Source organism: Collinsella sp. TF08-11AT, assembly GCF_003437035.1.
In the GTDB taxonomy this organism is placed as follows: Bacteria; Actinomycetota; Coriobacteriia; order Coriobacteriales; family Coriobacteriaceae; genus Collinsella.
The window spans coordinates 1-19990 of the sequence record NZ_QSRL01000009.1 but is presented as its reverse complement, the minus strand read 5'-3'; the positions used below and the strand labels follow the sequence as shown (position 1 = coordinate 19990).

The 19990-nt window shown below is 61.5% G+C and carries 17 protein-coding genes; 12 read left to right on the top strand and 5 right to left on the bottom strand.

What is annotated here, in order from left to right; genetic code table 11:
• Positions 1-162: 162 nt before the first annotated feature.
• Positions 163-600, bottom strand: a complete 438-nt coding sequence (locus DXC79_RS06780) for a universal stress protein (RefSeq protein WP_117583590.1) — start codon at positions 598-600, stop codon at positions 163-165.
• A 249-nt stretch (positions 601-849) separates the two neighbouring features.
• Here DXC79_RS06780 and DXC79_RS06775 point away from each other — a divergent pair, with 249 nt between their 5' ends.
• Together DXC79_RS06775 and DXC79_RS06770 are read left to right on the top strand one after the other, a co-directional pair.
• Positions 850-1830 carry an undecaprenyl-diphosphate phosphatase gene (locus DXC79_RS06775; protein ID WP_089572431.1) on the top strand — a complete coding sequence of 327 codons (981 nt, stop codon included), beginning with the start codon at positions 850-852 and terminating at the stop codon, positions 1828-1830.
• Positions 1831-2057: 227 nt separating this feature from the next.
• Positions 2058-4958 carry an ATP-dependent helicase gene (locus DXC79_RS06770; protein WP_117635612.1) on the top strand — a complete coding sequence of 967 codons (2901 nt, stop codon included), beginning with the start codon at positions 2058-2060 and terminating at the stop codon, positions 4956-4958.
• Positions 4959-5240: 282 nt separating this feature from the next.
• Here DXC79_RS06770 and DXC79_RS06765 read toward each other — a convergent pair whose 3' ends face one another.
• Together DXC79_RS06765 and DXC79_RS06760 are read right to left on the bottom strand one after the other, a co-directional pair.
• On the bottom strand, positions 5241-6173 hold the full coding sequence (locus tag DXC79_RS06765; protein ID WP_370445758.1) for a type I phosphomannose isomerase catalytic subunit: 933 nt from the start codon (positions 6171-6173) through the stop codon (positions 5241-5243).
• Positions 6174-6248: 75 nt separating this feature from the next.
• On the bottom strand, positions 6249-6968 hold the full coding sequence (locus DXC79_RS06760; RefSeq protein ID WP_117629910.1) for a GntR family transcriptional regulator: 720 nt from the start codon (positions 6966-6968) through the stop codon (positions 6249-6251).
• A gap of 340 nt (positions 6969-7308) precedes the next feature.
• Here DXC79_RS06760 and DXC79_RS06755 point away from each other — a divergent pair, with 340 nt between their 5' ends.
• The 3 genes from DXC79_RS06755 (at position 7309) to nhaA (ending at position 10978) form a co-directional block, all read left to right on the top strand.
• Positions 7309-8262 carry an ROK family protein gene (locus tag DXC79_RS06755; protein ID WP_230320274.1) on the top strand — a complete coding sequence of 318 codons (954 nt, stop codon included), beginning with the start codon at positions 7309-7311 and terminating at the stop codon, positions 8260-8262.
• A gap of 166 nt (positions 8263-8428) precedes the next feature.
• Positions 8429-9352 carry a manganese-dependent inorganic pyrophosphatase gene (locus tag DXC79_RS06750; protein WP_006235927.1) on the top strand — a complete coding sequence of 308 codons (924 nt, stop codon included), beginning with the start codon at positions 8429-8431 and terminating at the stop codon, positions 9350-9352.
• Positions 9353-9619: 267 nt separating this feature from the next.
• The gene (gene nhaA, locus DXC79_RS06745) at positions 9620-10978 is read left to right on the top strand and encodes a Na+/H+ antiporter NhaA (RefSeq protein ID WP_117565009.1); all 1359 of its coding nucleotides are present in this window, start codon (positions 9620-9622) and stop codon (positions 10976-10978) included.
• Between the two features lie 373 nt (positions 10979-11351).
• Here nhaA and DXC79_RS06740 read toward each other — a convergent pair whose 3' ends face one another.
• A complete protein-coding gene (locus DXC79_RS06740) occupies positions 11352-11606 on the bottom strand; it encodes a hypothetical protein (protein WP_022093864.1) in 255 nt (84 codons plus the stop codon).
• A gap of 150 nt (positions 11607-11756) precedes the next feature.
• On the opposite strand from DXC79_RS06740, the gene DXC79_RS06735 reads away from it, so the two are divergent.
• The 7 genes from DXC79_RS06735 to DXC79_RS06705 all read left to right on the top strand — a co-directional run bounded on the left by DXC79_RS06735 (position 11757) and on the right by DXC79_RS06705 (position 18710).
• Complete coding sequence (locus DXC79_RS06735; RefSeq protein ID WP_117635609.1) at positions 11757-13061, top strand: aminotransferase class I/II-fold pyridoxal phosphate-dependent enzyme; 1305 nt, start codon at positions 11757-11759, stop codon at positions 13059-13061.
• Between the two features lie 66 nt (positions 13062-13127).
• The gene (locus tag DXC79_RS06730; protein ID WP_035137695.1) at positions 13128-13442 is read left to right on the top strand and encodes an STAS domain-containing protein; all 315 of its coding nucleotides are present in this window, start codon (positions 13128-13130) and stop codon (positions 13440-13442) included.
• Positions 13443-13595: 153 nt separating this feature from the next.
• Positions 13596-14168: a twin-arginine translocase TatA/TatE family subunit gene (locus DXC79_RS06725; protein WP_158550984.1), complete on the top strand. Its 573-nt coding sequence runs from the start codon at positions 13596-13598 to the stop codon at positions 14166-14168.
• Positions 14168-14959 (top strand): twin-arginine translocase subunit TatC, encoded by a 792-nt coding sequence (tatC, locus tag DXC79_RS06720; protein ID WP_055285525.1) that lies wholly within the window; start codon positions 14168-14170, stop codon positions 14957-14959. The genes DXC79_RS06725 and tatC overlap by 1 nt, the downstream gene beginning before the upstream one ends.
• A 6-nt stretch (positions 14960-14965) precedes the next feature.
• Positions 14966-15322: a hydrogenase maturation nickel metallochaperone HypA gene (hypA, locus tag DXC79_RS06715; protein ID WP_117565013.1), complete on the top strand. Its 357-nt coding sequence runs from the start codon at positions 14966-14968 to the stop codon at positions 15320-15322.
• Between the two features lie 55 nt (positions 15323-15377).
• The gene (hypB, locus tag DXC79_RS06710; protein WP_117583579.1) at positions 15378-16061 is read left to right on the top strand and encodes a hydrogenase nickel incorporation protein HypB; all 684 of its coding nucleotides are present in this window, start codon (positions 15378-15380) and stop codon (positions 16059-16061) included.
• A gap of 54 nt (positions 16062-16115) precedes the next feature.
• Positions 16116-18710, top strand: a complete 2595-nt coding sequence (locus tag DXC79_RS06705) for a DNA topoisomerase I (protein ID WP_117635607.1) — start codon at positions 16116-16118, stop codon at positions 18708-18710.
• 142 nt (positions 18711-18852) lie between these two features.
• On the opposite strand, the gene DXC79_RS06700 is transcribed toward DXC79_RS06705, so the two are convergent.
• Positions 18853-19836, bottom strand: a complete 984-nt coding sequence (locus tag DXC79_RS06700) for a zinc-ribbon domain-containing protein (protein WP_117635606.1) — start codon at positions 19834-19836, stop codon at positions 18853-18855.
• Positions 19837-19990: the final 154 nt, after the last annotated feature.

Below are 19990 nucleotides of genomic sequence, written 5' to 3'. Positions count from 1 at the left end.
CAAACGGGGCGGCACGCCATCTTTTATCAGCCAACTCGCTGAAGTAAGGCTGCGAAGGCCGCGAGGCCGGGAGGGGTTTCCTAAGGGCACATCCCGCAGCCGCAACGCGGCGAGGACGTGCCCGTGGAAACCCCGCAGGCCCCGCGGCCGGTGGGAGCAACGCTACTTTACGACCAAAATGTCGCAGTCGGTATTGCGCAGCAGGAACGTCGAAATCGAACCCAGAAGCGCATACTTGATCGAGGACAGGCCGCGAGCGCCGCAGAGCACCAGGTCGGGCTTGACCACGTCGAGCATCTCGTCTTTGAGCGTCTCGCGAATACGACCGGCACGTATCATGACCTCGACCTCGGGAATATCGGGATTGGCCTTGGCCTCTTCGAGCTGCTTTTCGATGGAGTTCTTAAAGGCCTCCTCCAGACCGTTGACCAAATCGACCGGATAGGAGCCGGCGCTCTCGAGCGCCGTGGAATCGATAACGTGGCCGATAATCAGCTTGGCGCCGTTGTTCGCGGCGACCTTGATGGCGCGTGCGAGCACAAAATCCTGCTGCTCAGTACCGTCGAGTGAAACAAATACCTTGGTGTAACCCTCGTTCATGGTTTCCTCCTTGGTCTATCGCACGGGCGCGGGGCTCGTGCGTCGGGCGGGCGCGGGTGCGTTGACCGCCGGACACTTTATCTTGTTGCAGTTATACCCAAGGATTTCGGTTTAACTGCTCGCAATTCTGTGAACGGGCGAGTTTTTTGGTAAGGGTAGGCGCGGTCGCACCGCCAACGGTTGATAATGGGACATCGCCCGCATCGTCCGCAGAACATCTACCGGCGGGTGTCTAACGAGGGGGTCCCTTTGGATATTATCGAGCTTCTAAAATCTGCCTTCATGGGCCTGGTCGAGGGCATCACCGAATGGCTGCCCGTTTCGTCGACGGGCCACATGATCTTGGTGGACGAGTTCGTCAAGATGAACGTGAGCGAGACGTTCTGGAATATGTTCCTGGTCGTGATTCAGCTCGGCGCCATTCTGGCCGTCTGCGTGCTGTTTTTCCACGAGCTCAACCCGTTCTCGCCCAGTAAGGGCAAGGAGGGCCGTCGCGACACCTGGGTGCTGTGGGGCAAGATTGTGCTCGGTTGCATTCCTGCGGCGGCGATCGGCCTGCCGCTCAACGACTGGATGGAGGAGCATTTCTACAACGCTCCCGTCGTGGCGCTGGCGCTCATTGTGTACGGCGTGCTGTTTATCGTGATCGAGAACTGGCGCGCGAGCAAGCGCGAGGAAATGGCCGTTGCCGGTTCGTTTGGTTCGCGTGCTGTGGTGTCGGGTGGACGTCCCGCCGGTGCGCACTTTGCGGCGCCCCCCACGGCTACCGCTGAGGATGAGGACGATGACGAGAATCTGGACTTTGGTTCCATCGCCACGCTCGAGGACCTCAGCTGGAAGACTGCGCTGGGTATCGGCTGCTTCCAGGTGCTTTCGCTGGTGCCTGGTACGTCTCGCTCCGGTTCTACCATCATCGGCGGCCTGCTTTTGGGCTGCACGCGCTCGGTGGCGTCTAAGTTCACATTCTTCCTGGCTATTCCTGTTATGTTTGGCGCGAGTGCGCTCAAGCTGGTCAAGTACTTCATCAAGGGCGGCACGTTCGGCACCAACGAGATCGCCATCTTGGGCGTGGGCTGCGTTGTGGCCTTTGTGGTTTCGCTCATCGCCATCAAGTGGCTCATGGGCTTCGTCCGCCGTCACGACTTCAAGTGCTTCGGCGTCTACCGCATCATCCTGGGCATCGTAGTGCTCGCGTACTTCTTCGTTCTGGAGCCTATGCTCGGCCTGTAACTTGGTTGACGCTGCGCGGCGGCCAGAGCGACAACTTGTCATTCAAAGAGGACGGCATGACCAAAAGGTCTATGCCGTCCTCTTTTTTGGGCGATGGGGCGGGCTTGACGGTGGCGCACGGAGTCGTGGTGTGATTTGCGTCGGTGTCCGCGCGGCTCGGTATACTGGTACGGCTCAAACTATGGCGCTGCCCGCAGGCGCGCCGTCTGTCAGATGAGGAGTCGCCCATGACCCAGCCCTTGCCCTGGGAAAAGAACGCTGCGGTACCCGTGCCGCCCGCGCCGGAGCCCGTGCCGCTCGATGCATACACCGTCCCCGCCGCGCCGGAACCCGAGCTCGTTCCGCTCGACATCTACGACGCCCCGGCTCCGGCGCCCAAGCCCGCCAAGCCGTTCGTCGACATCGACAGCCTTAATCCCGCCCAGCGCGAGGCGGTCCTGACCACCGAGGGCCCGCTGCTGGTCCTTGCCGGCGCCGGCTCGGGCAAGACCCGCGTCCTGACCTTCCGCATCGCACATATGCTTGGCGACCTGGGCGTTAGGCCCTGGCAGGTCCTGGCCATCACGTTTACCAACAAGGCCGCGGCCGAGATGCGCGAGCGTCTGGCAGCACTCATCCCCAGTGGCACCCGCGGCATGTGGGTGTGCACCTTCCACGCCATGTGCGTGCGCATGCTGCGCGAGGACGCCGACCTGCTGGGCTACACCGGTCAGTTCACCATCTATGACGACGATGACTCAAAGCGCATGGTGCGTGACATTATGCAGGCGCTCGGCATTGAGCAAAAGCAGTTCCCCATCAACATGATCCGCAGCAAGATCAGCTCGGCCAAAAACGCCATGATTGGGCCCGAGGACATGCTCAAGAGCGCCGATAGCCCCAACGACAAAAAGGCCGCGCAGGTCTACCTGGAGCTGGAGCGCCGCCTGCGCGCCGCCAACGCGATGGACTTTGACGACCTGCTCGTGCGCGCTCTCGAGCTGCTGCGCACCCGCCCCGAGGTGCTCGATAAGTACCAGGAGCGCTTCCGCTACATTAGCGTCGACGAGTATCAGGACACCAACCACGTCCAATACGAGATCGCCAACCTGTTGGCCGCCAAGTACCAAAACCTTATGGTCGTGGGCGACGACGACCAGTCCATTTATAGCTGGCGTGGCGCCGACATCACCAATATCCTGGACTTTGAGAAGGACTTTAAAAACTGCAAGACCGTCAAGCTGGAGCAGAACTACCGCTCCACGGGTCATATCCTGAGCGCCGCCAACGCCGTGGTGCGCCACAACTCGCAGCGCAAGGACAAGCGCCTGTTTACGGCCGAAGGCGATGGCGAGAAGATTCAGGCCTTCCAGGCGAGCGACGAGCGCGACGAGGGCCGCTGGATTGCCGGTGAGATCGAGAAGCTGCACTCCAAGGGCACGAGCTACGACGACATCGCCGTGTTCTATCGCACCAACGCCCAGTCGCGTATTCTCGAAGATATGTTCCTGCGCGCGGGCGTGCCCTACAAGATCGTGGGCGGCACGCGATTCTTCGACCGCGCCGAGATCCGCGATGTCATGGCCTACCTCAAGATGATCGTGAACCCGGCCGACGAGATGAGCGTCAAGCGCGTCATCAACACGCCGCGCCGCGGCATCGGCTCCACCTCGATCCAAAAGATCGAGCAGCTGGCGCGCGACAACCGCTGCTCGTTCTTCCAGGCCTGCGAGATCGCAACAGCCGAGACGGGCATGTTTAGTGCCAAGGTGCGCAACGGCCTGTCGAGTTTTGTGGCGCTGGTGCGCGAGGGCCGCCGCATGGACGGCGAGCTCAAGGACGTCGTCGAGATGATTGTCGATAAGACGGGCCTGCTGCAGGCGTTTCGCGCCGAGGGCACCATGGAGTCCGAGAGCCGCGCCGAGAACATCCAGGAATTCCTGGGCGTCGCCGCCGAATTTGAGGAGACGCACGAGGATATCGAGGGTACGCTCGAGAGTCTAGAAGAGCTGCGCGCGGCCGGTGTTGCCGACGTGCCGTCCGTCGCCGAGTCCGAGTCCGTCGTGGTGAGTGCGCCCGCGTCCGAGCCGGGGTCGTCCGCTCCGGCATCCTCGTTTGAGGCACTTGTCGGCGCTCGTGACGCCGCGGGCTCCAATCCGCTCGATAGCCTAGCCGCCCCGGCGCTCTCGCCGCAGGATGCCCTGGCCGCCGCCATCGCGGGCAACGCGTATGCCGTGCCAACAGAGCTACCGGCGGGCGCCGTGCATGCCGACGAGATCGAGCGCACCTACGGTCCGCTCACCTGTAAGGCACTGCCGGCACTCATGGAGTGGCTGGCCCTGCGCTCCGACTTGGATTCCCTGGCCGGCGAGACGCATGCCATTACCATGATGACCATCCACTCCGCCAAGGGCCTGGAGTTCCCGGCGGTGTTCGTGGCCGGCATGGAGGAGGGTATCTTCCCGCACGTGCACGACTTTGGCGGCAGCGATGACCCGGGCAAGCTCGAGGAGGAGCGTCGCCTGGCCTACGTTGCCATCACGCGTGCCCGTAAGCGCCTGTTCCTGACCTATGCGGCCACGCGTCGCACCTACGGCTCGACCTCTGCCAACCCGCGCTCGCGCTTCCTCAACGAGATTCCGTTTGAGGATATCGAGTTTAGCGGTATCGGTTCTGCCGGTTTTGAGGGCACGGGCTGGGAGAAGCGTGGCGACCGTCACGGCACCTTTGGCTCGGGCATGGGCTCGGATATGTATGGCGGCAAGGTGTTCGGTTCGCATACGCGCTCGACCGGCGGCTCCGGTTCGCGCGGCGGATCGAGCTTCGACGATTTCTTTGGTGGCAGCACCTATGGCACCGAGCGCCATCGCGGGGTTTCGCCCGACGCCGGCCGTGTTGCCTCGACCTTTGGTTCGGGCGCGCCGCGAGCTAAAAAGCCGTCGTCCAAGGTGTCGCCGACGGTGGAGCGCAAGGTCGATCGCGCCAGCGCGTCGCAGGACTTTGCCGCGGGCGATACCGTGAGCCACAAGACCTTTGGCACCGGTACCGTGATCTCGGTCGCCGGAGACATGATCGAGGTCCAGTTCGAAAAAACCGGCCAGACCAAAAAGCTGATGAAAGGTTTTGCACCGATCGTCAAGCTGTCGTGATCCCGGCGGCCCCGGACAGGCGCCATGGACAACATCGCCTGCTCGGACAGTCCTGACTCGCACGGAGAGCACATTAAGTGCTCTCCGGCTCGTGCGGAACTCGCGATCGACGTTGCCCATGGCGCCTGTCCGGGGCCTTGGGCAACGTTGCTGTACGACCGTTGCTCTGCTCGGTCGCTTTTTGGTCTGGAGAGCCGGGTGGGCTGATATATAGATACGAGTAGGGGCTCCTCCGTTGATGAACGGGGGAGCCCCTTGTTTCGTTTTGGTTGTTGTTGCGACCTAGAGGTGGCTGATGATCAGTTCCATCTTGCCTTCGAGTTCGATCTGGTTCACGGTGCTCGGGGCCAGCAGGTGGCTGCCCTTGTGAACGGGCTCGCCGCACACGGTGCCCTCGCCGTCGATGACCGACAGACACATGAAGGGCCAGTGCTGGTCGAGGGTCTTGCTGCCGTTGACGCGCACGCGATCGACGGTGTAGCAGGAGTTAGACTCGAGCTCGGTCACGCCGTCGACCTCGGGCGCGGTCACGGTGCCGTCGGTCGGTGCCTGAACATCAAAGTCGATGCAGTCGAGGCTCTGCTCAATATGCAGCGGGCGCAGTTTGCCGTCGGTGCCGGGGCGGTCGTAGTCGTACAGGCGATACGTCACGTCGCTCGATTGCTGCGTCTCCAAAATGAGCGTGCCGGTTTTAATAGCGTGCACGGTGCCCGAGTCAATCTGGAAAAAGTCGCCCTTGTGGATTGGGAGCACGTTGAGCATGTCGTCCCAGCGGCCGTCCTCGATCATCTGTGCGGCCTCGGTGCGGTCCTTGGCGCGCTGCCCGACGATAATCGTGGCGCCGGGCTCGCAGTCCAGCACATACCAGCACTCGGTCTTGCCCAGGCTGCCGTTCTCGTGCTCGGCAGCGTACTCGTCGTTGGGATGAATCTGGATCGAAAGGTCGTCCTTAGCGTCCAGAATCTTAATGAGCAGCGGAAACTCCTTGCCCTCGCAGTTGCCAAAGAGCTCGCGGTGCTCAGCCCACAGCCACGAGAGCGTGTGGCCGGCATACGGGCCCTCTGCAATCTGGCAGTCGCCGTTGGGATGGGCCGAGATGGCCCAGCACTCACCGATGGGACCCTCGGGAATGTCATAACCAAATACGGTTTCGAGCTGGCGGCCGCCCCAGATCTTCTCGTGAAAGATCGGCGTCAGTTTAATCAAATCGGACATGTTCATACCCCCATGGTGTTGCGCGGCCGCCCACTCTAAACGAGCCGTAACGAGCGCCCGCATGACTACAAAAACCTATGCCAACGTTACGTTGTGCAGCTCAAAGCGGTCACCAACGTTGCGCGAGATCGAATGCTCAAAGGCGGTGCCGCTATCCAAAAAGCCAATCTGGTTGAGCTCGAGCAGGGGAGAGCCGGGTTTGGTGTTCAGGCGCTCAGCCTCTTCCTCGGTTGCCGCTACGGCGCGAATGGTGCGGTGGAAGCTCGAAATCTTCAGCCCGCATTGCTTGCGGATGAAGCTGTAGACCGATCCATACAGGTCTTTCTTTTTAAGGCCCGGAATCAGCTCGAGGGGCATGTAGGTGTACTCGATAACGATGGGCTTCTCGTCGACCTGGCGCACGCGCACGATGTGATAGGCAAAGTCGTCCTCGGCAATTCCCAGCTGGGCAGCGACGTCTGCTGGCGGATTGACAATCGAGAAATCGTAGACCACCGAGGTCACCTTCTCCCCGCGGTGCTCATACGAAAAGCCCTGGGAGCGATCGTTCTTGCCCTGGAAAAACGCCTGGCCGGGAAGCCCCGCCGTGTCCTTAACGTAGGTGCCCGATCCGCGCCGGCTGGTAACAAGACCTTCATCGGTAATCTGCTCAATAGCTCGTTTGACGGTGATTTTGGAAACGCTATAGAGCTCGCAGAACTCAACGACGGTGGGCAGCTTGTCGCCCGGCTTTAGAGCGCCGTCCTCGATGCTTCGACGGATATCTGCAGCTATTGCCTCGTATTTGGGAATCATGGAACCTCCTTTCCGGCTTGATTGAGTACAAACGAAAGTATAGTCCACGCCTAAGCATCCCTATTGCGTTTTTGAAAAGTTCGAGAAAGATATAATCAAAAAACGCTTTTCTATATTAACTAGAGCGCTCTAAATGAATATGCATTCGAATAATGTGGTATTGAGCAAATTGATCGGCTCGAAGATGGGGTTGGGCCGTTTTGCCGCCCAGCGAACCGAATCTCATGCCTTGCGTTTTCCCAGATAAAACCTGCCAAAACAAACCTGTCCCTTTTTGGTAGGTTTTTGCCTTGGGAGCGGTACCATACAGGCAATGTTTAAACGAGAAAGGTGGGCTCCCATGGAACCTAAGCAGTACTACATCGGCATCGACGTCGGCGGCACCTCGGTTAAGGAGGGCCTGTTCGACGAGGACGGCAACCTGCTTGCCAAGGCCAGCGTGCCCACGCCTCCCATCGTTGACGCTGCGGGCTTTGCCGCGGTGACCGAGGCTATCGACCAGGTGGTCGCCAAGGCGCAGATTCCGCGTGCCTTTGTGGCGGGCATTGGCCTGGCCGTTCCGTGCCCCATCCCGGCATCGGGCGATGCCAAGGTCAAGGCCAACATTGCCATTAACCTGCCCGAGCTGAGGATCGCCATTCAAAAGCACTGCCCCGACGCGGTCGTTAAGTACGAGAACGATGCCAACGCCGCTGCCATGGGCGAGGCCTGGCTCGGTTCTGCCAAGGGCGTGCAGAACGTCGTGATGGTCACCATCGGTACCGGCGTGGGCGGCGGCGTAATCGTCAACGGCGACGTGGTATCGGGCGTTGTGGGTGCCGGCGGCGAGATTGGCCACATGTGCCTGAACCCGGCCGAGGAGCGCACCTGCGGCTGTGGCGGCCATGGCCACCTGGAGCAGTATTCCAGCGCCACCGGCGTGGTGAGCAATTACCTGGCCGAGTGCAAGAAGGCGGGCGTCGAGCCCATCGAGCTCACCGGCCCCTCCGATTCCAAGGACGTGTTCCAGGCCTGCCGCGAGGGCGACAAGCTCGCGCTGGCAGCTGCTGATACCATGGCTGACTATCTCGGTCGTGCTCTGGCACTTATCGCCAACGTGGTCGACCCCGAGATGTTCCTGATCGGTGGCGGCGCGTCCGCTTCGGCCGATGTCTACCTCGATAAGGTTCGCGAGCACTTCCAGCGCTACGCGCTTTCCGCCTCGCGCGAGACGCCCATTAAGGTCGCTTCGCTCGGAAACGACGCCGGCATCATCGGTGCCGCCTACGTAGCCCTGCGCGCCGCCGGTAAATAGCTGGTGCAAGGGGGTCAGGTTACTTTGCACCAACATGGTGCAAAAGGGACAGCCTTGGCCCCCATACCTGCCACAAAATATGCCGTGGCCCTTCCGTCTGCGAAGGCTCGGCATCGGCGTGCTACCATAGCTACGTCCAAGTACACATATCAAGTGGAGGATATCCATGGCAAACGTTCTTGTCTTTGGTCACCAGAACCCCGATAACGACGCCATCATGAGCGCCGTCGTCCTGTCCCAGCTGCTTAACCAGGTTGAGTATGCCGGCAACACCTACGAGGCTTGCGCTCTGGGCCAGCTTCCGGCCGAGTCCGCCAAGCTGCTCGCCGATGCCGGCATTGCCGAGCCCCGCGTGATCGAGTCCGTCGAGGCCGGTCAGCTCGTCGTCCTCACCGACCACAACGAGTCCGCCCAGTCCGTCGCCGGCCTTAAGGACGCCACGGTCTTTGGTGTTGTCGACCATCACCGCATCGGCGACTTCGAGACCGCCGGCCCGCTGCACTACATCTGCCTGCCCTGGGGCTCCAGCTGCACCATCGTCACCAAGCTCGCCGGCGTGCTCGGCGTTGAGCTTTCCGACGTCCAGGCCAAGCTGCTGCTCTCGGCCATGATGACCGACACGCTCATGCTCAAGAGCCCCACCACCACCGATGTCGACCGCGCCGTCGCCGCCAAGCTCGGCGAGCAGGTGGGCGTCGATCCGGTCAAGTTTGGCATGGAAGTCTTCCTTACCCGTCCGTCCGGCTCCTTCACCGCAGCCGAGATGGTCGGCAACGACATCAAGATGTTCGAGCCCGCTGGCAAGAAGCTGCTCATCGGCCAGTACGAGACCGTCGACAAGAGCCGCGCACTCGGCATGATCGACGAGATCCGCGAGGCCATGCGCGCCTACGCCGCCGAGAAGGGCGCCGACGGCATTGTCCTGTGCATCACCGACATCATGGAGGAGGGCTCGCAGGTCCTGCTCGAGGGCGAGACCGAGGCTGCTCAGAAGGGCCTGGGCATTGCTGACGAGCACGACGGCGTCTGGATGCCGGGTGTCCTTTCCCGTAAGAAGCAGGTCGCTGCCCCCATTATGGCCGCCTGCTAGGTTTAGTTGACCAAACGCCACGACCGGATCGCGGACGCCCCGCGCTCCGGTCGTTTTTTGTGCACGGCGCCGCGTCGTCTCTTGGACAGGCGTGTCCGTGCCGTTGAGCAAATAATGTTCAACCTGTGGTTCCGCTTTTCGGCCACGCCTGCGTGCTTGTCGTGCAGGGTAGGCTAGATGCAAGCGTAATACGTTAGAGCGCGGCGCCGCCACTTGGGTGGGCCGTGCTTTTTTAAGACGGGAGCTTTCCCGTGAAAGGAGCCGCCCATGGCAGCAACTGAGCAGCTGTTCAACGTTCGTGAGCGCAAGCGCTTTGAACGTCACGACATCTGGGAGCGCATCGCCGAGAACGGCACGATTTCCGCTGCCGTCATGGTCTTCGCCGCCATCGCCGCCGTCATTTGCGCCAATACCGATGCCTACGAGGCCATCCATCACTTTTTGGAGACCCCGCTGTATGTGGGTCTGGGCAACCTTACGGCCGGTCTCACCGTTGAGCTTTTCGTCAACGACTTCCTCATGGCGATTTTCTTTTTGTTGGTGGGCATTGAGCTCAAGTATGAGATGACGGTCGGCGAGCTTAAAAACCCGCGCCAGGCCATGCTTCCCATGCTGGCGGCCGTGGGTGGCGTCGTCGTTCCCGCCTGCATCTATCTGATCTTTAACCATGCCGGCGCCCGCAACGGTTGGGCCATCCCCATGGCAACCGATATTGCCTTTGCGCTGGGCGTGCTATCGCTTTTGGGCAATCGCGTGCCCAACGGCGTGCGTGTGTTCTTCTCGACGCTCGCCATCGCCGACGACCTCATCTCCATCGCCGCCATCGCCATCTTCTACGGTCAGAGCCCCAATCCGTTTTGGTTGGGCGCCGCCGCGCTTGTGACCTGCGCGCTCGTGTGGCTCAACAAGACGCAGCATTACCGTCTTGCTCCGTATTCGGTACTGGGTCTGCTGTTGTGGTTCTGCATGTTCAAGAGCGGCGTACATGCCACGCTCGCCGGCGTCATCCTGGCCTTCACCATCCCGGCCAAGTGCGGCGTCAAGCTCGATAACCTCACCGATTGGCTGGGCGAGTGCCTGCCGTTGCTCGATGACCGCTACGACGACGAGGCGCACATCCTGGGCCAGCATGACTTTACCGTCTCGACCACCAAGGTCGAGCGCGTCATGCACCGCGTGACCCCGCCGCTTATCCGCATGGAGCGTCTGATTTCCACGCCGGTCAACTTTGTGATCCTGCCGATCTTTGCATTCGTGAACGCACAGGTTCGCTTAGTGGGCGTGGACATGAGCACGCTGCTCACCGACCCGGTGACGCTCGGCGTGTACTTTGGCATGCTGCTGGGCAAGCCGATCGGTATCTTTGGCATGACGTTTGCCCTGGTTAAGCTTAAGGCCTGCGAGCTGCCGCATAACGTTAACTGGCACATGATTGCCGGTGTGGGCATTCTGGGCGGTATCGGCTTTACCATGTCGATCCTCATCAGCGGCCTCGCCTTCCCGACGGCCCAGTTTGAGGTCCTGGCCGCAAAGGCCGCTATTCTCGCCGGTTCGGTCACCGCAGCCGTGCTCGGCATGATCTACATGAGCGTGGTCTGCAAGCATCCCTCGCCCAAAGACGAGTAAGAGCGCGAAAACCGGCTCCAGAACCGATTCGGGCGCGTTCAAAATGCGGATTCGGGCGGTGCTTGCCGCCTGCCAGACACGCCAGTGGTCAAAAAACGCCGTTTGTGAGTACTGTCACAAACGGCGTATCATTTTAGGTGCGGAAAATAATGAACAAAGTTATAAGAACTGTACGTTAATGAGTGACCATCGACTTCCAATTTGGCGCTAGCTGACGGTGATTAGGAAGTTTCAAGTCGAGTTTTGCCGATTTCGACCAAGAATCGCTGCTACTAAAAAGGTAACAGTACTCATATTTGCCCTTTTTTGGCCACAAGCCCTAAAACAAGCCTCGCCAAGGTCGGGAAGCGGGCCAAATCGCCGGCCTCGAGGCTTATTCCACCGTTCCGTAGACGGCGCCCCAGCCGTGGGCGGCCAAGGCGGAGTTGAGCTGGTCGCAAAGTGACTGGCGGTCGTAGTAGCCGGGCGGCAAAAGATTCACGATCTCCATGAGGTCGGGCGCCAGGTCCAAGATTTCGGCCTGTACGATCAGATCCAGGCGGTCGATGGCGTGGCGGTCGTAAAACAGTCCGTCGACCAGGCGCTGCAAGTCGCCGAATTCCTCGGCCTGAAACGATCCGTACTCCATAGTGCCTCCTTGGGCGCCCCACGCCGGCATGCGCGGCGATTCGTAATTGATTGCGATGAACTTAATCTATCACGGCTTCATAACGTTGCGACGATGGCGGTCTATACTTAGACGAACTGCAACGTACCGCTTCGCGAAAGGTCGCACCCCATGCAGACGATCTACCAGAAGATGGAAACCACCGAACTCGATGCCGCCATCGAGGCGCTTAAAGCCGAGGTTGCCGAGGTCAAGGCCAAGGGCCTGGCGCTCGACATGGCGCGCGGCAAGCCGTCGCCCTCCCAGGTGAACATTTCTCGCCCCATGCTCGATATCCTCAATGCCGATGCCGATCTGCACGACGGCAATGTCGACTGCTCCAACTACGGTTGCTTCGAGGGCATTCCCTCGGCACGCAAGCTGGCGGGGGAGTTCCTGGGTTGTCCTGCCGAGCAGACGCTCGTACTGGGCTCATCGAGCCTGCTGATCGAGCACGATATCGCCGGTATGTTCTGGCGTTGCGGCTCGTGCGGCAGCGACCCTTGGGAGGCTTACGAGGCAGCGCACGACGGCAAGAAGGTCAAGTTCCTGTGCCCCGTTCCCGGCTACGATCGCCACTTTGGCATCACCGCCGACTTGGGCATCGAGAACGTCCCCGTCGCGATGACCGACAACGGCCCCGACATGGACGAGGTTGAGCGCCTGGTTGCCACCGACGACTCCATCAAGGGCATCTGGTGCGTGCCCAAGTATTCCAACCCCACGGGCATCACCTTTAGCGAGGACACTGTGCGTCGCCTGGTCGAGATGCCCACGGCCGCGCCCGATTTCCGCATCTTCTGGGACAACGCCTACTGCGTGCACGACCTGTACGACGAGACCGACGAGCTCGCCAACATCTTCGATCCTGCCCGCGCGGCGGGCACCGAGGACCGCGTGGTGGCCTTTGCCTCGACGTCCAAGATCACCTTCCCGGGTGCCGGCATCGGCTTTATCGGTGCGAGCCCCGCGGTCATCGCCGAGTTCTCCAAGCGCCTGAAGGCCGGTCTTATTAGCGCCGACAAGCTCAACCAGCTGCGTCACGTGCGTTTCCTTCCCACCATCGAGGCGGTCAAGGAGCACATGAAAAAGCATGCCGAGTTCCTGCGCCCGCGCTTTGAGGCCGTTGAGCGTAAACTCACCGAGGGCTTGGGCAACACGGGTTGCGCCACTTGGACTCATCCCCATGGCGGCTACTTTGTGAGTTTCGATGGCCCCGAGGGCTCGGCCCAGAAGGTCGCCGCGCTTTGTGCCGACCTGGGCGTCAAGCTCACGCCGGCTGGTGCCACCTGGCCTTATGGCAAGGATCCGCGCGACACCAACATCCGCATCGCGCCGAGCTATCCCACGGTCGAGGACCTGGAGGCCGCGCTCGATGTGCTGGTGCTGGCCGTCAAGCTCGTCGCTGCCGAGCTTGCGCGTTCCGAGCGCGCCTAACGCGTAGGACCCCGCAAGTCCGCGCCTAGTACTATCCGCACTTTCGATACGTAAAGGAGCGTATACATGGATTTGGGTATTTCCACCAACCCCACGCCAGAGCTCTACACCATTAAGGTGACCGGTGAGATCGATATCTCTAACGCCGATAGCCTGCGCAATGCCATCGACCTGGCGCTCGAGCAGCCCACTGAGGCCGTTGAGCTCGATTTTGCCCAGGTGAGCTACATCGATTCGACGGGCATTGGCGTGCTCGTGGGCGCCGCGCACCACGCGGTCGACCACGGTAAGCGCTTTAGCTGCACCAATGTGCAGCCTCCGGTGATGCGCGTGGTTCAGCTGTTGGGTGTCGACCAGGAGATTTCGATCACCGCTGCATAATCTTGGCCCCCAAAAGGGCGTGCCGTTTGGCATATGTTTGTGATGCGCTCGGACGTTTTGGCGTCCGGGCGCTATACTTGACCGAATGAATAGACGAGTTCCGGCCGAATGGCGCGGTGCGGGCTCGACTCACATCGAGCCTTGGAGGTATGTGTGTTTGGTATTGGAGAGGGTGAGCTCGCGATCATCGTGGTCTTCGGCTTTTTGCTGTTTGGCCCGGATAAGCTCCCGCAGATGGGCCGCACGATCGGCCGTGCCATCCGTCAGTTCCGCGAGACGCAGGAAAAGATGACGGCCGTTGTTCAGTCCGAGATTATTGATCCGGTAAGCGAGGCTGCGTCGGCGCCGGTCAAGCCCAAGAAGGCCGCTGCGACCGACGACGATTCCGATGCGGACGAGGAAGCCGCCGAGACGGCTGCGCCAGCAAAGAAGGAGACCTTCGCCGAGCGCCGTGCCCGCCTTGCTGCCGAGAAGGCTGCAAGCGAGGGTGCCGCTGAGGGCGAGGCCGCTGCCGAGGAGGCCGAGAGTGCAGAGCCCGCCGCCGCTGTCGAGCCCGAGCCTGCTGCAGAGCCCGAGCCCGAGCCCGAGCCGGCAGAGCCCACGACGGCCGACCTCTACGCCCGTCGTCCCCGCAAGCGCAAGGCCGTCGTCGACCAGCTCGCTCGCGAGCTCGAGGCCGAGGACGACACTGCTGCCGCCGACGCCCCGAAGGGAGGCGATGAGTAATGCCTATCGGACCTGCTCGTATGCCGCTCTTCGATCACTTGGGAGAGCTCCGTCGCCGCCTGACCATCGTGGTCGTGTCGGTGTTTGCCGCCGCCATCGTGCTGTACTTTGCCACGCCCGTGGTGCTCGATATCCTGGAAGACCCCATCCGCTCGTTTGTGCCGGACGGTAAGTTCTACATCACCACCACACTCGGCGGCTTTGGCCTGCGCTTCTCGCTGGCCATCAAGATGGCCGTGGTCATGTGCACGCCCATGATCATCTGGCAGATTCTGGCATTTTTCCTGCCGGCACTGCGCCCCAACGAGCGCAAGTGGGTTGTGCCCACGGTGCTCGCCTCGACGGTGCTGTTCTTCCTGGGTGCCATCTTCTGCTACTTCATCATCATCCCGGCGGGCTTTGAGTGGCTCATCGGCGAGACCTCGGCTGTCGCTACGGCGTTGCCCGATCTGGAGAACTACGTCAACATGGAGCTGCTCTTTATGATCGGCTTTGGTGTGGCGTTTGAGCTGCCGCTCATCATCTTCTACCTGTCCGTTTTCCACATCGTGTCCTATGCGGCCTTCCGCAGCGCCTGGCGCTACGTGTACGTAGGCCTGCTCGTGGGTTCGGCTGTGATTACGCCCGACGGCTCGCCCGTTACGCTGGGTCTCATGTATGGCGCCCTGCTCTCGCTCTACGAGATTTCGCTCGCCATCGCTCGCGTGGTCATTACCGCGCGCGAGGGCAAGGAGGGCCTGTTCGTGAGCCGTCTGGACCTGTTCTCGGACGACGAGGACGACGAGGAGTAAATCGGTATGCACGAGGTTGGCATTGTCAACGGCATACTCGATACAGTGATTCGCGCGGCGCGTGGGGCGGGGGCCTCGCGCGCCGTTTTGGTAACGCTTCGTATCGGGGATATGACCGAGGTCGTGCGCGAGGCACTCGACTTTGCGTGGGAGACGTTTCGCGATGAGGACCCGCTCACGCGCGGCTGCGAGCTTGCCGTGGAGGAGGTCCATCCACAAAGCGAGTGCCTGGACTGCGGCGAGGTCTTTGAGCACGACCGTTTCCATTGTCGCTGCCCCCAGTGTGGCGGCGCCAACGTGCGCCTGCTGCACGGCCGCGAGCTCGATATCGCAAGTATCGAAATCGAAACCCCCGACGATTAGCCCGCTAGCCATCTAATGATGGGGTATAAAGGGGCCAAAGTAAGGAGCGCTAAGTATGGCCGAGAAAACGATTGATATCGCGTCGCCGATCCTGTCGCGCAACGAGCGCCTGGCAGATCAGCTGCGTCAGCGATTTAATGAGGCAGGCACCTACGTGATCAATGTGCTGTCGAGCCCCGGCTCGGGTAAGACCACCACGATTCTGGGCACCAACGAGCGCCTGCGTGACAAGGCCGGCCTACGCTGTGCCGTCATCGAGGGCGATATCGCCTCGGATGTCGACGCCATCACCATGAAGGAAGCCGGCATGCCCGCCATCCAGATCAACACGGGCGGTCTGTGCCACCTCGAGGGCAACATGATCATGGAGGCTGTCGATGCCTTCGACCAGGCTGTGGGTCTGGAGAACATCGACGTCATCTTTATCGAAAACGTGGGTAACCTGGTCTGCCCGGTCGACTTTGACCTGGGCGAGAACCTGTCCATCATGATTCTCTCGGTGCCCGAGGGCGACGACAAGCCCATCAAGTATCCGGGCATCTTCCAGCACGCCGGCGCGCAGCTGCTCAACAAGGTCGACGTGGCCCCGGCTTTCGATTTTGACATGGATAGGTATACTAAGACACTCGATGACCTCAATCCGCAAGCGCCGCGGTTTGCCGTGAGCGCGCGCAAGGGCGAGGGCATGGATGCCTGGTGCGATTGGCTCATCGGGCAGATTGAGCAAGCAAGGGCGTAAGTCGGCCGCCATACGGGCGGGCGTAGCCGCAGAGATACGAGATAGGAGCCTCTTTTGAAGCTCATCATCGCCGAGAAAAACGATGCCGCGCGTCAAATCGCCGAGCGGCTGTCCACGGGTAAGCCCAAAAAGGACAAGGTGTACAACACCGCCATCTACCGTTTTGAGTGGAAGGGCGAGGAGTGCGTGACCATCGGCCTTGCCGGTCACATCCTGGCACCCGATTTTTGCGACAGTGTGCTGTTCGATAAAAAGCTGGGTTGGTATTCGGTCACCGAGGACGGCGAGATGTTGCCGGCCGATATGCCCGATGGCCTGGCCCGCCCGCCGTACGACACCAAGCGCAAGCCGTTCCTTGCCGATGGTATCTCCATCAAGGGCTGGAAGCTTGAGAGCCTGCCTTACCTTACCTGGGCGCCCGTCATTAAGCTGCCGGCCGAGAAGGAGCTCATTCGTTCGCTCAAGAACCTTGCCAAGAAGTCCGACAGCGTCATCATCGCCACGGACTTCGATCGCGAGGGTGAGCTGATCGGCTCGGACGCCCTCAACAAGGTGCGCGAGGTCGCGCCGGACTTGCCGGTCGCCCGCGCTCAGTATTCTTCGTTTGCCAAGGCCGAGATTACGCAGGCCTTCGATAATCTTGTCTCGCTCGACCAGAATCTGGCCGACGCCGGCGAGAGCCGCCAGCACATCGACCTCATTTGGGGTGCGGTGCTCACGCGCTACCTGACGCTCGCCAAGTTTGGCGGCTTTGGCAACGTGCGCTCCGCCGGCCGCGTGCAGACGCCGACGCTTGCCCTGGTGGTCGAGCGCGAGCGCGAGCGCATGGCGTTTGTGCCCGAGGACTATTGGCAGATTCGCGGCATGGGTGCCGCTCAGGGTGCTGCCGAGGATGACCGCTTTAAGATTGCGCACAAGACGGCACGTTTTACCGATAAAGATGCTGCCGAGACGGCGTACGGCCACGTCGACGGCGCTACGACGGCAACCGTCGCCGCGGTGACCAAGCGCTCCCGCAAGCAGCAGCCGCCCACGCCGTTTGCGACGACCTCGCTGCAGGCTGCCGCCGCGGCCGAGGGCATCTCGCCTGCGCGTACGATGCGCATCGCCGAGTCCCTCTACATGGCGGGCCTCATCAGCTATCCGCGTGTCGACAACACCGTGTACCCCGCGACGCTCGATCTGGGCGCCGTGGTGAGCGACCTGGCAAAGATCAACCCGGCGCTGGCGCCCGTGTGCAAAAAGGTACTCGCCGGCCCCATGAAGCCCACGCGCGGCAAAGTCGAGACCACCGACCACCCGCCCATCTACCCCACGGGCGAAGGCGATCCGTCCACGCTCGATGGCGGCCAGCGCAAGCTCTACGACCTCATCGCCCGCCGCTTCCTGGCGACGCTTATGGGTCCCGCGACCATCGAGAATACCAAGCTCGAGCTCGACGTGAACGGTGAGCCGTTCGTGGCTTCGGGCGATGTGCTCGTGACCCCGGGTTTCCGCGAGGCGTACCCGTACGGACTCAAGCGCGACGAGCAGATGCCGCCGCTAGAGCAGGGCGACACGGTCGACGTGTTCGACATTAAGCTTGAGGCCAAGCAGACCGAGCCGCCCGCGCGCTACAGCCAGGGCAAGCTCGTGCAGGAGATGGAAAAGCGCGGCCTGGGCACCAAGTCCACGCGCGCGAGCATCATCGAGCGCCTGTATGCCGTGCGCTATCTCAAAAACGATCCCGTTGAGCCGAGCCAGCTGGGCATCGCCATCATCGACGCGCTGACGCAGTTTGCCCCGCGCATAACGAGCCCCGATATGACCAGCGAGCTCGACGGCGACATGACTCGCGTCGAGCGCGGCGAGGACACCGAAGAGCATGTCGTGACGCACTCGCGTGCGCTGCTGGCCGGCGTGCTCGACGAGCTGCTCAAGCATACGCAGGAGCTCGGCGACGCCATCAGCGACGCCGTCACGGCTGATGCGCGCGTGGGCGCCTGCCCCAAGTGCGGCAAGGACCTGGTTATGAAGACGAGCGCCAAGACCCGTGGCAGCTTCATTGGCTGCATGGGCTGGCCCGACTGCGACGTGACCTATCCGGTCCCGAGCGGCGTCAAGGTGAGCCCGCTCGAGGGCGAGGCCGCCGTGTGCCCCGAATGCGGTGCGCCGCGCATCAAGTGTCAGCCGTTCCGCCAGAAGGCTTTCGAGATCTGCGTGAACCCGACGTGCCCCACCAACTACGAGCCCGACCTTAAAGTGGGCGAGTGCAAGGTGTGTGCCGAGGCCGGACGCCATGGCGACCTGATCGCGCACAAGAGCGAGAAGAGCGGCAAGCGCTTTATCCGCTGCACCAACTACGATGACTGCGGCGTGAGCTATCCGCTGCCGGCGCGTGGCAAGCTCGAGGCGACGGGCGAGACCTGTCCCGAGTGCGGCGCCCCCATCGTGGTGGTCAACACGGCGCGCGGTCCGTGGCGTATCTGCGTCAACATGGACTGCCCGACCAAGGAGAAGAAGCCCGCCCGCGGTCGCAAGACCACAACCAAGGCGAGCACGGCAAAGAAGACGACGGCGGCCAAGAAGACGACGGCTAAGAAAGCCACTGCCGCCAAGAAGACGACCGCGAAGAAGTCGACTGCCAAGAAAACAGCCGCCGACAAGTAACGGCGCAGTCGAAACATTGCCCAAAAAAACGAGCGAGGACCCCGCGATCCTCGCTCGTTTTTTTGACCGGCAGTTAGGGATGTTCTTTTTCTGCCGGCAGTTTAGGAACGTCCCTAACTGCCGGCTCGGGAACGACAAAGCGCTAGTTCACCTCGACAGGCTTGGCGCCGGGATAGCGCTCCTCAAAGTCTAGGCGGTACTTATTGTCATTGGTGCCCGCCACGTTGTCGCGCGACAGCGGCGCCACGATCTCATTCTTGTGGTCCGCAGGCTTGGCGTATTTCAGGCTGATCTCCCAGGCATCACAGATTGCGTCAATGCGGTGATCCAGGTCGTCGTACAGGGCGATGATGTCCTTCCAGGAGCTGTAGTTCTTGGAGCTCGTCGGGACGTCCAGGTCCTCGACGATGTCGTAATACTGCTCGATGGTGTCCTCCGTGCGCTCGGCGACGTCGGCGAGATTTTGACGGGTGGTTCGATCCTCTTCCAGATAGTTGCCGTTGAAGTTCTGCGCGCAGCCACGGACCTGGCTGTCGAGATCTTCGAGCAGGTCGTAGTATTCGCTCAGGCGACGGTAGAGGTTCTGCTCGGAGAGCGTTGCTTCGCCGCCATCCTCGTCGTCATCGTCATCATCGTCGTACAGGCTGTTGGGATCGCCGAGAGGCTTTAGGTCATCGTCGTCGACGTCATGGTGCAGCTTAGCTACCGCGGCAGTCGTCTGCGTGGCGGCGTTGTCGAAAGGCTTGATCACAAAGAAAACGACCAGGGCGATGATGATCGCCACCAGCACAACAATAACGGCGATAAGCGGCCCGGTGCCGCTCTTTTTGGGAGCGGGGGTCTGTGGCGAAGCGGGCGCGTATGCGGGAGCCGGCTGCTGTTGGGGCGAGCCGCTCGCGACGGGTATGCGCTGCGTGGTCTCGACGGCCTCGGTCCTTGCGGCAGGGTCGGGGCTATAGGCGAGGGAGTCATCCGCCTTGGCTTGCGGCGTATCAAGGGAGCCGGTCTGCTCAAAAGCGGGCTGGCTATCGCTTGCGGCTGTTTGCTCAACGGGTGCACCGCACGAGGTGCAGAACTTGGCATCATCTGCAAGAAGCTTGCCGCACGAGGCGCAATACCGAGACATTGCCACTCCTTTCGCCACATTTCAATGCAATACGACGATTATACCCAGCATCCAAAATTCCCCATCATAAGTTGCGGTGAAATAGGGACTGTTTGGCGGTCCCTTGATTCTCATTTTCATTGCAACAGCCTCAGGACTCAGCGCAACGCGTTGC

Coding starts and splice junctions, on each gene's coding strand:
- DXC79_RS06780 (WP_117583590.1), bottom strand. CDS start 600: ATGAACGAGGGTTACACCAAGGTATTTGTTTCACTCGACGGTACTGAG.
- hypA (WP_117565013.1), top strand. CDS start 14,966: ATGCACGAGGTTGGCATTGTCAACGGCATACTCGATACAGTGATTCGC.
- DXC79_RS06730 (WP_035137695.1), top strand. CDS start 13,128: ATGGATTTGGGTATTTCCACCAACCCCACGCCAGAGCTCTACACCATT.
- tatC (WP_055285525.1), top strand. CDS start 14,168: ATGCCTATCGGACCTGCTCGTATGCCGCTCTTCGATCACTTGGGAGAG.
- DXC79_RS06755 (WP_230320274.1), top strand. CDS start 7,309: ATGGAACCTAAGCAGTACTACATCGGCATCGACGTCGGCGGCACCTCG.
- hypB (WP_117583579.1), top strand. CDS start 15,378: ATGGCCGAGAAAACGATTGATATCGCGTCGCCGATCCTGTCGCGCAAC.
- DXC79_RS06765 (WP_370445758.1), bottom strand. CDS start 6,173: ATGTCCGATTTGATTAAACTGACGCCGATCTTTCACGAGAAGATCTGG.
- DXC79_RS06700 (WP_117635606.1), bottom strand. CDS start 19,836: ATGTCTCGGTATTGCGCCTCGTGCGGCAAGCTTCTTGCAGATGATGCC.
- nhaA (WP_117565009.1), top strand. CDS start 9,620: ATGGCAGCAACTGAGCAGCTGTTCAACGTTCGTGAGCGCAAGCGCTTT.
- DXC79_RS06740 (WP_022093864.1), bottom strand. CDS start 11,606: ATGGAGTACGGATCGTTTCAGGCCGAGGAATTCGGCGACTTGCAGCGC.
- DXC79_RS06760 (WP_117629910.1), bottom strand. CDS start 6,968: ATGATTCCCAAATACGAGGCAATAGCTGCAGATATCCGTCGAAGCATC.
- DXC79_RS06770 (WP_117635612.1), top strand. CDS start 2,058: ATGACCCAGCCCTTGCCCTGGGAAAAGAACGCTGCGGTACCCGTGCCG.
- DXC79_RS06750 (WP_006235927.1), top strand. CDS start 8,429: ATGGCAAACGTTCTTGTCTTTGGTCACCAGAACCCCGATAACGACGCC.
- DXC79_RS06735 (WP_117635609.1), top strand. CDS start 11,757: ATGCAGACGATCTACCAGAAGATGGAAACCACCGAACTCGATGCCGCC.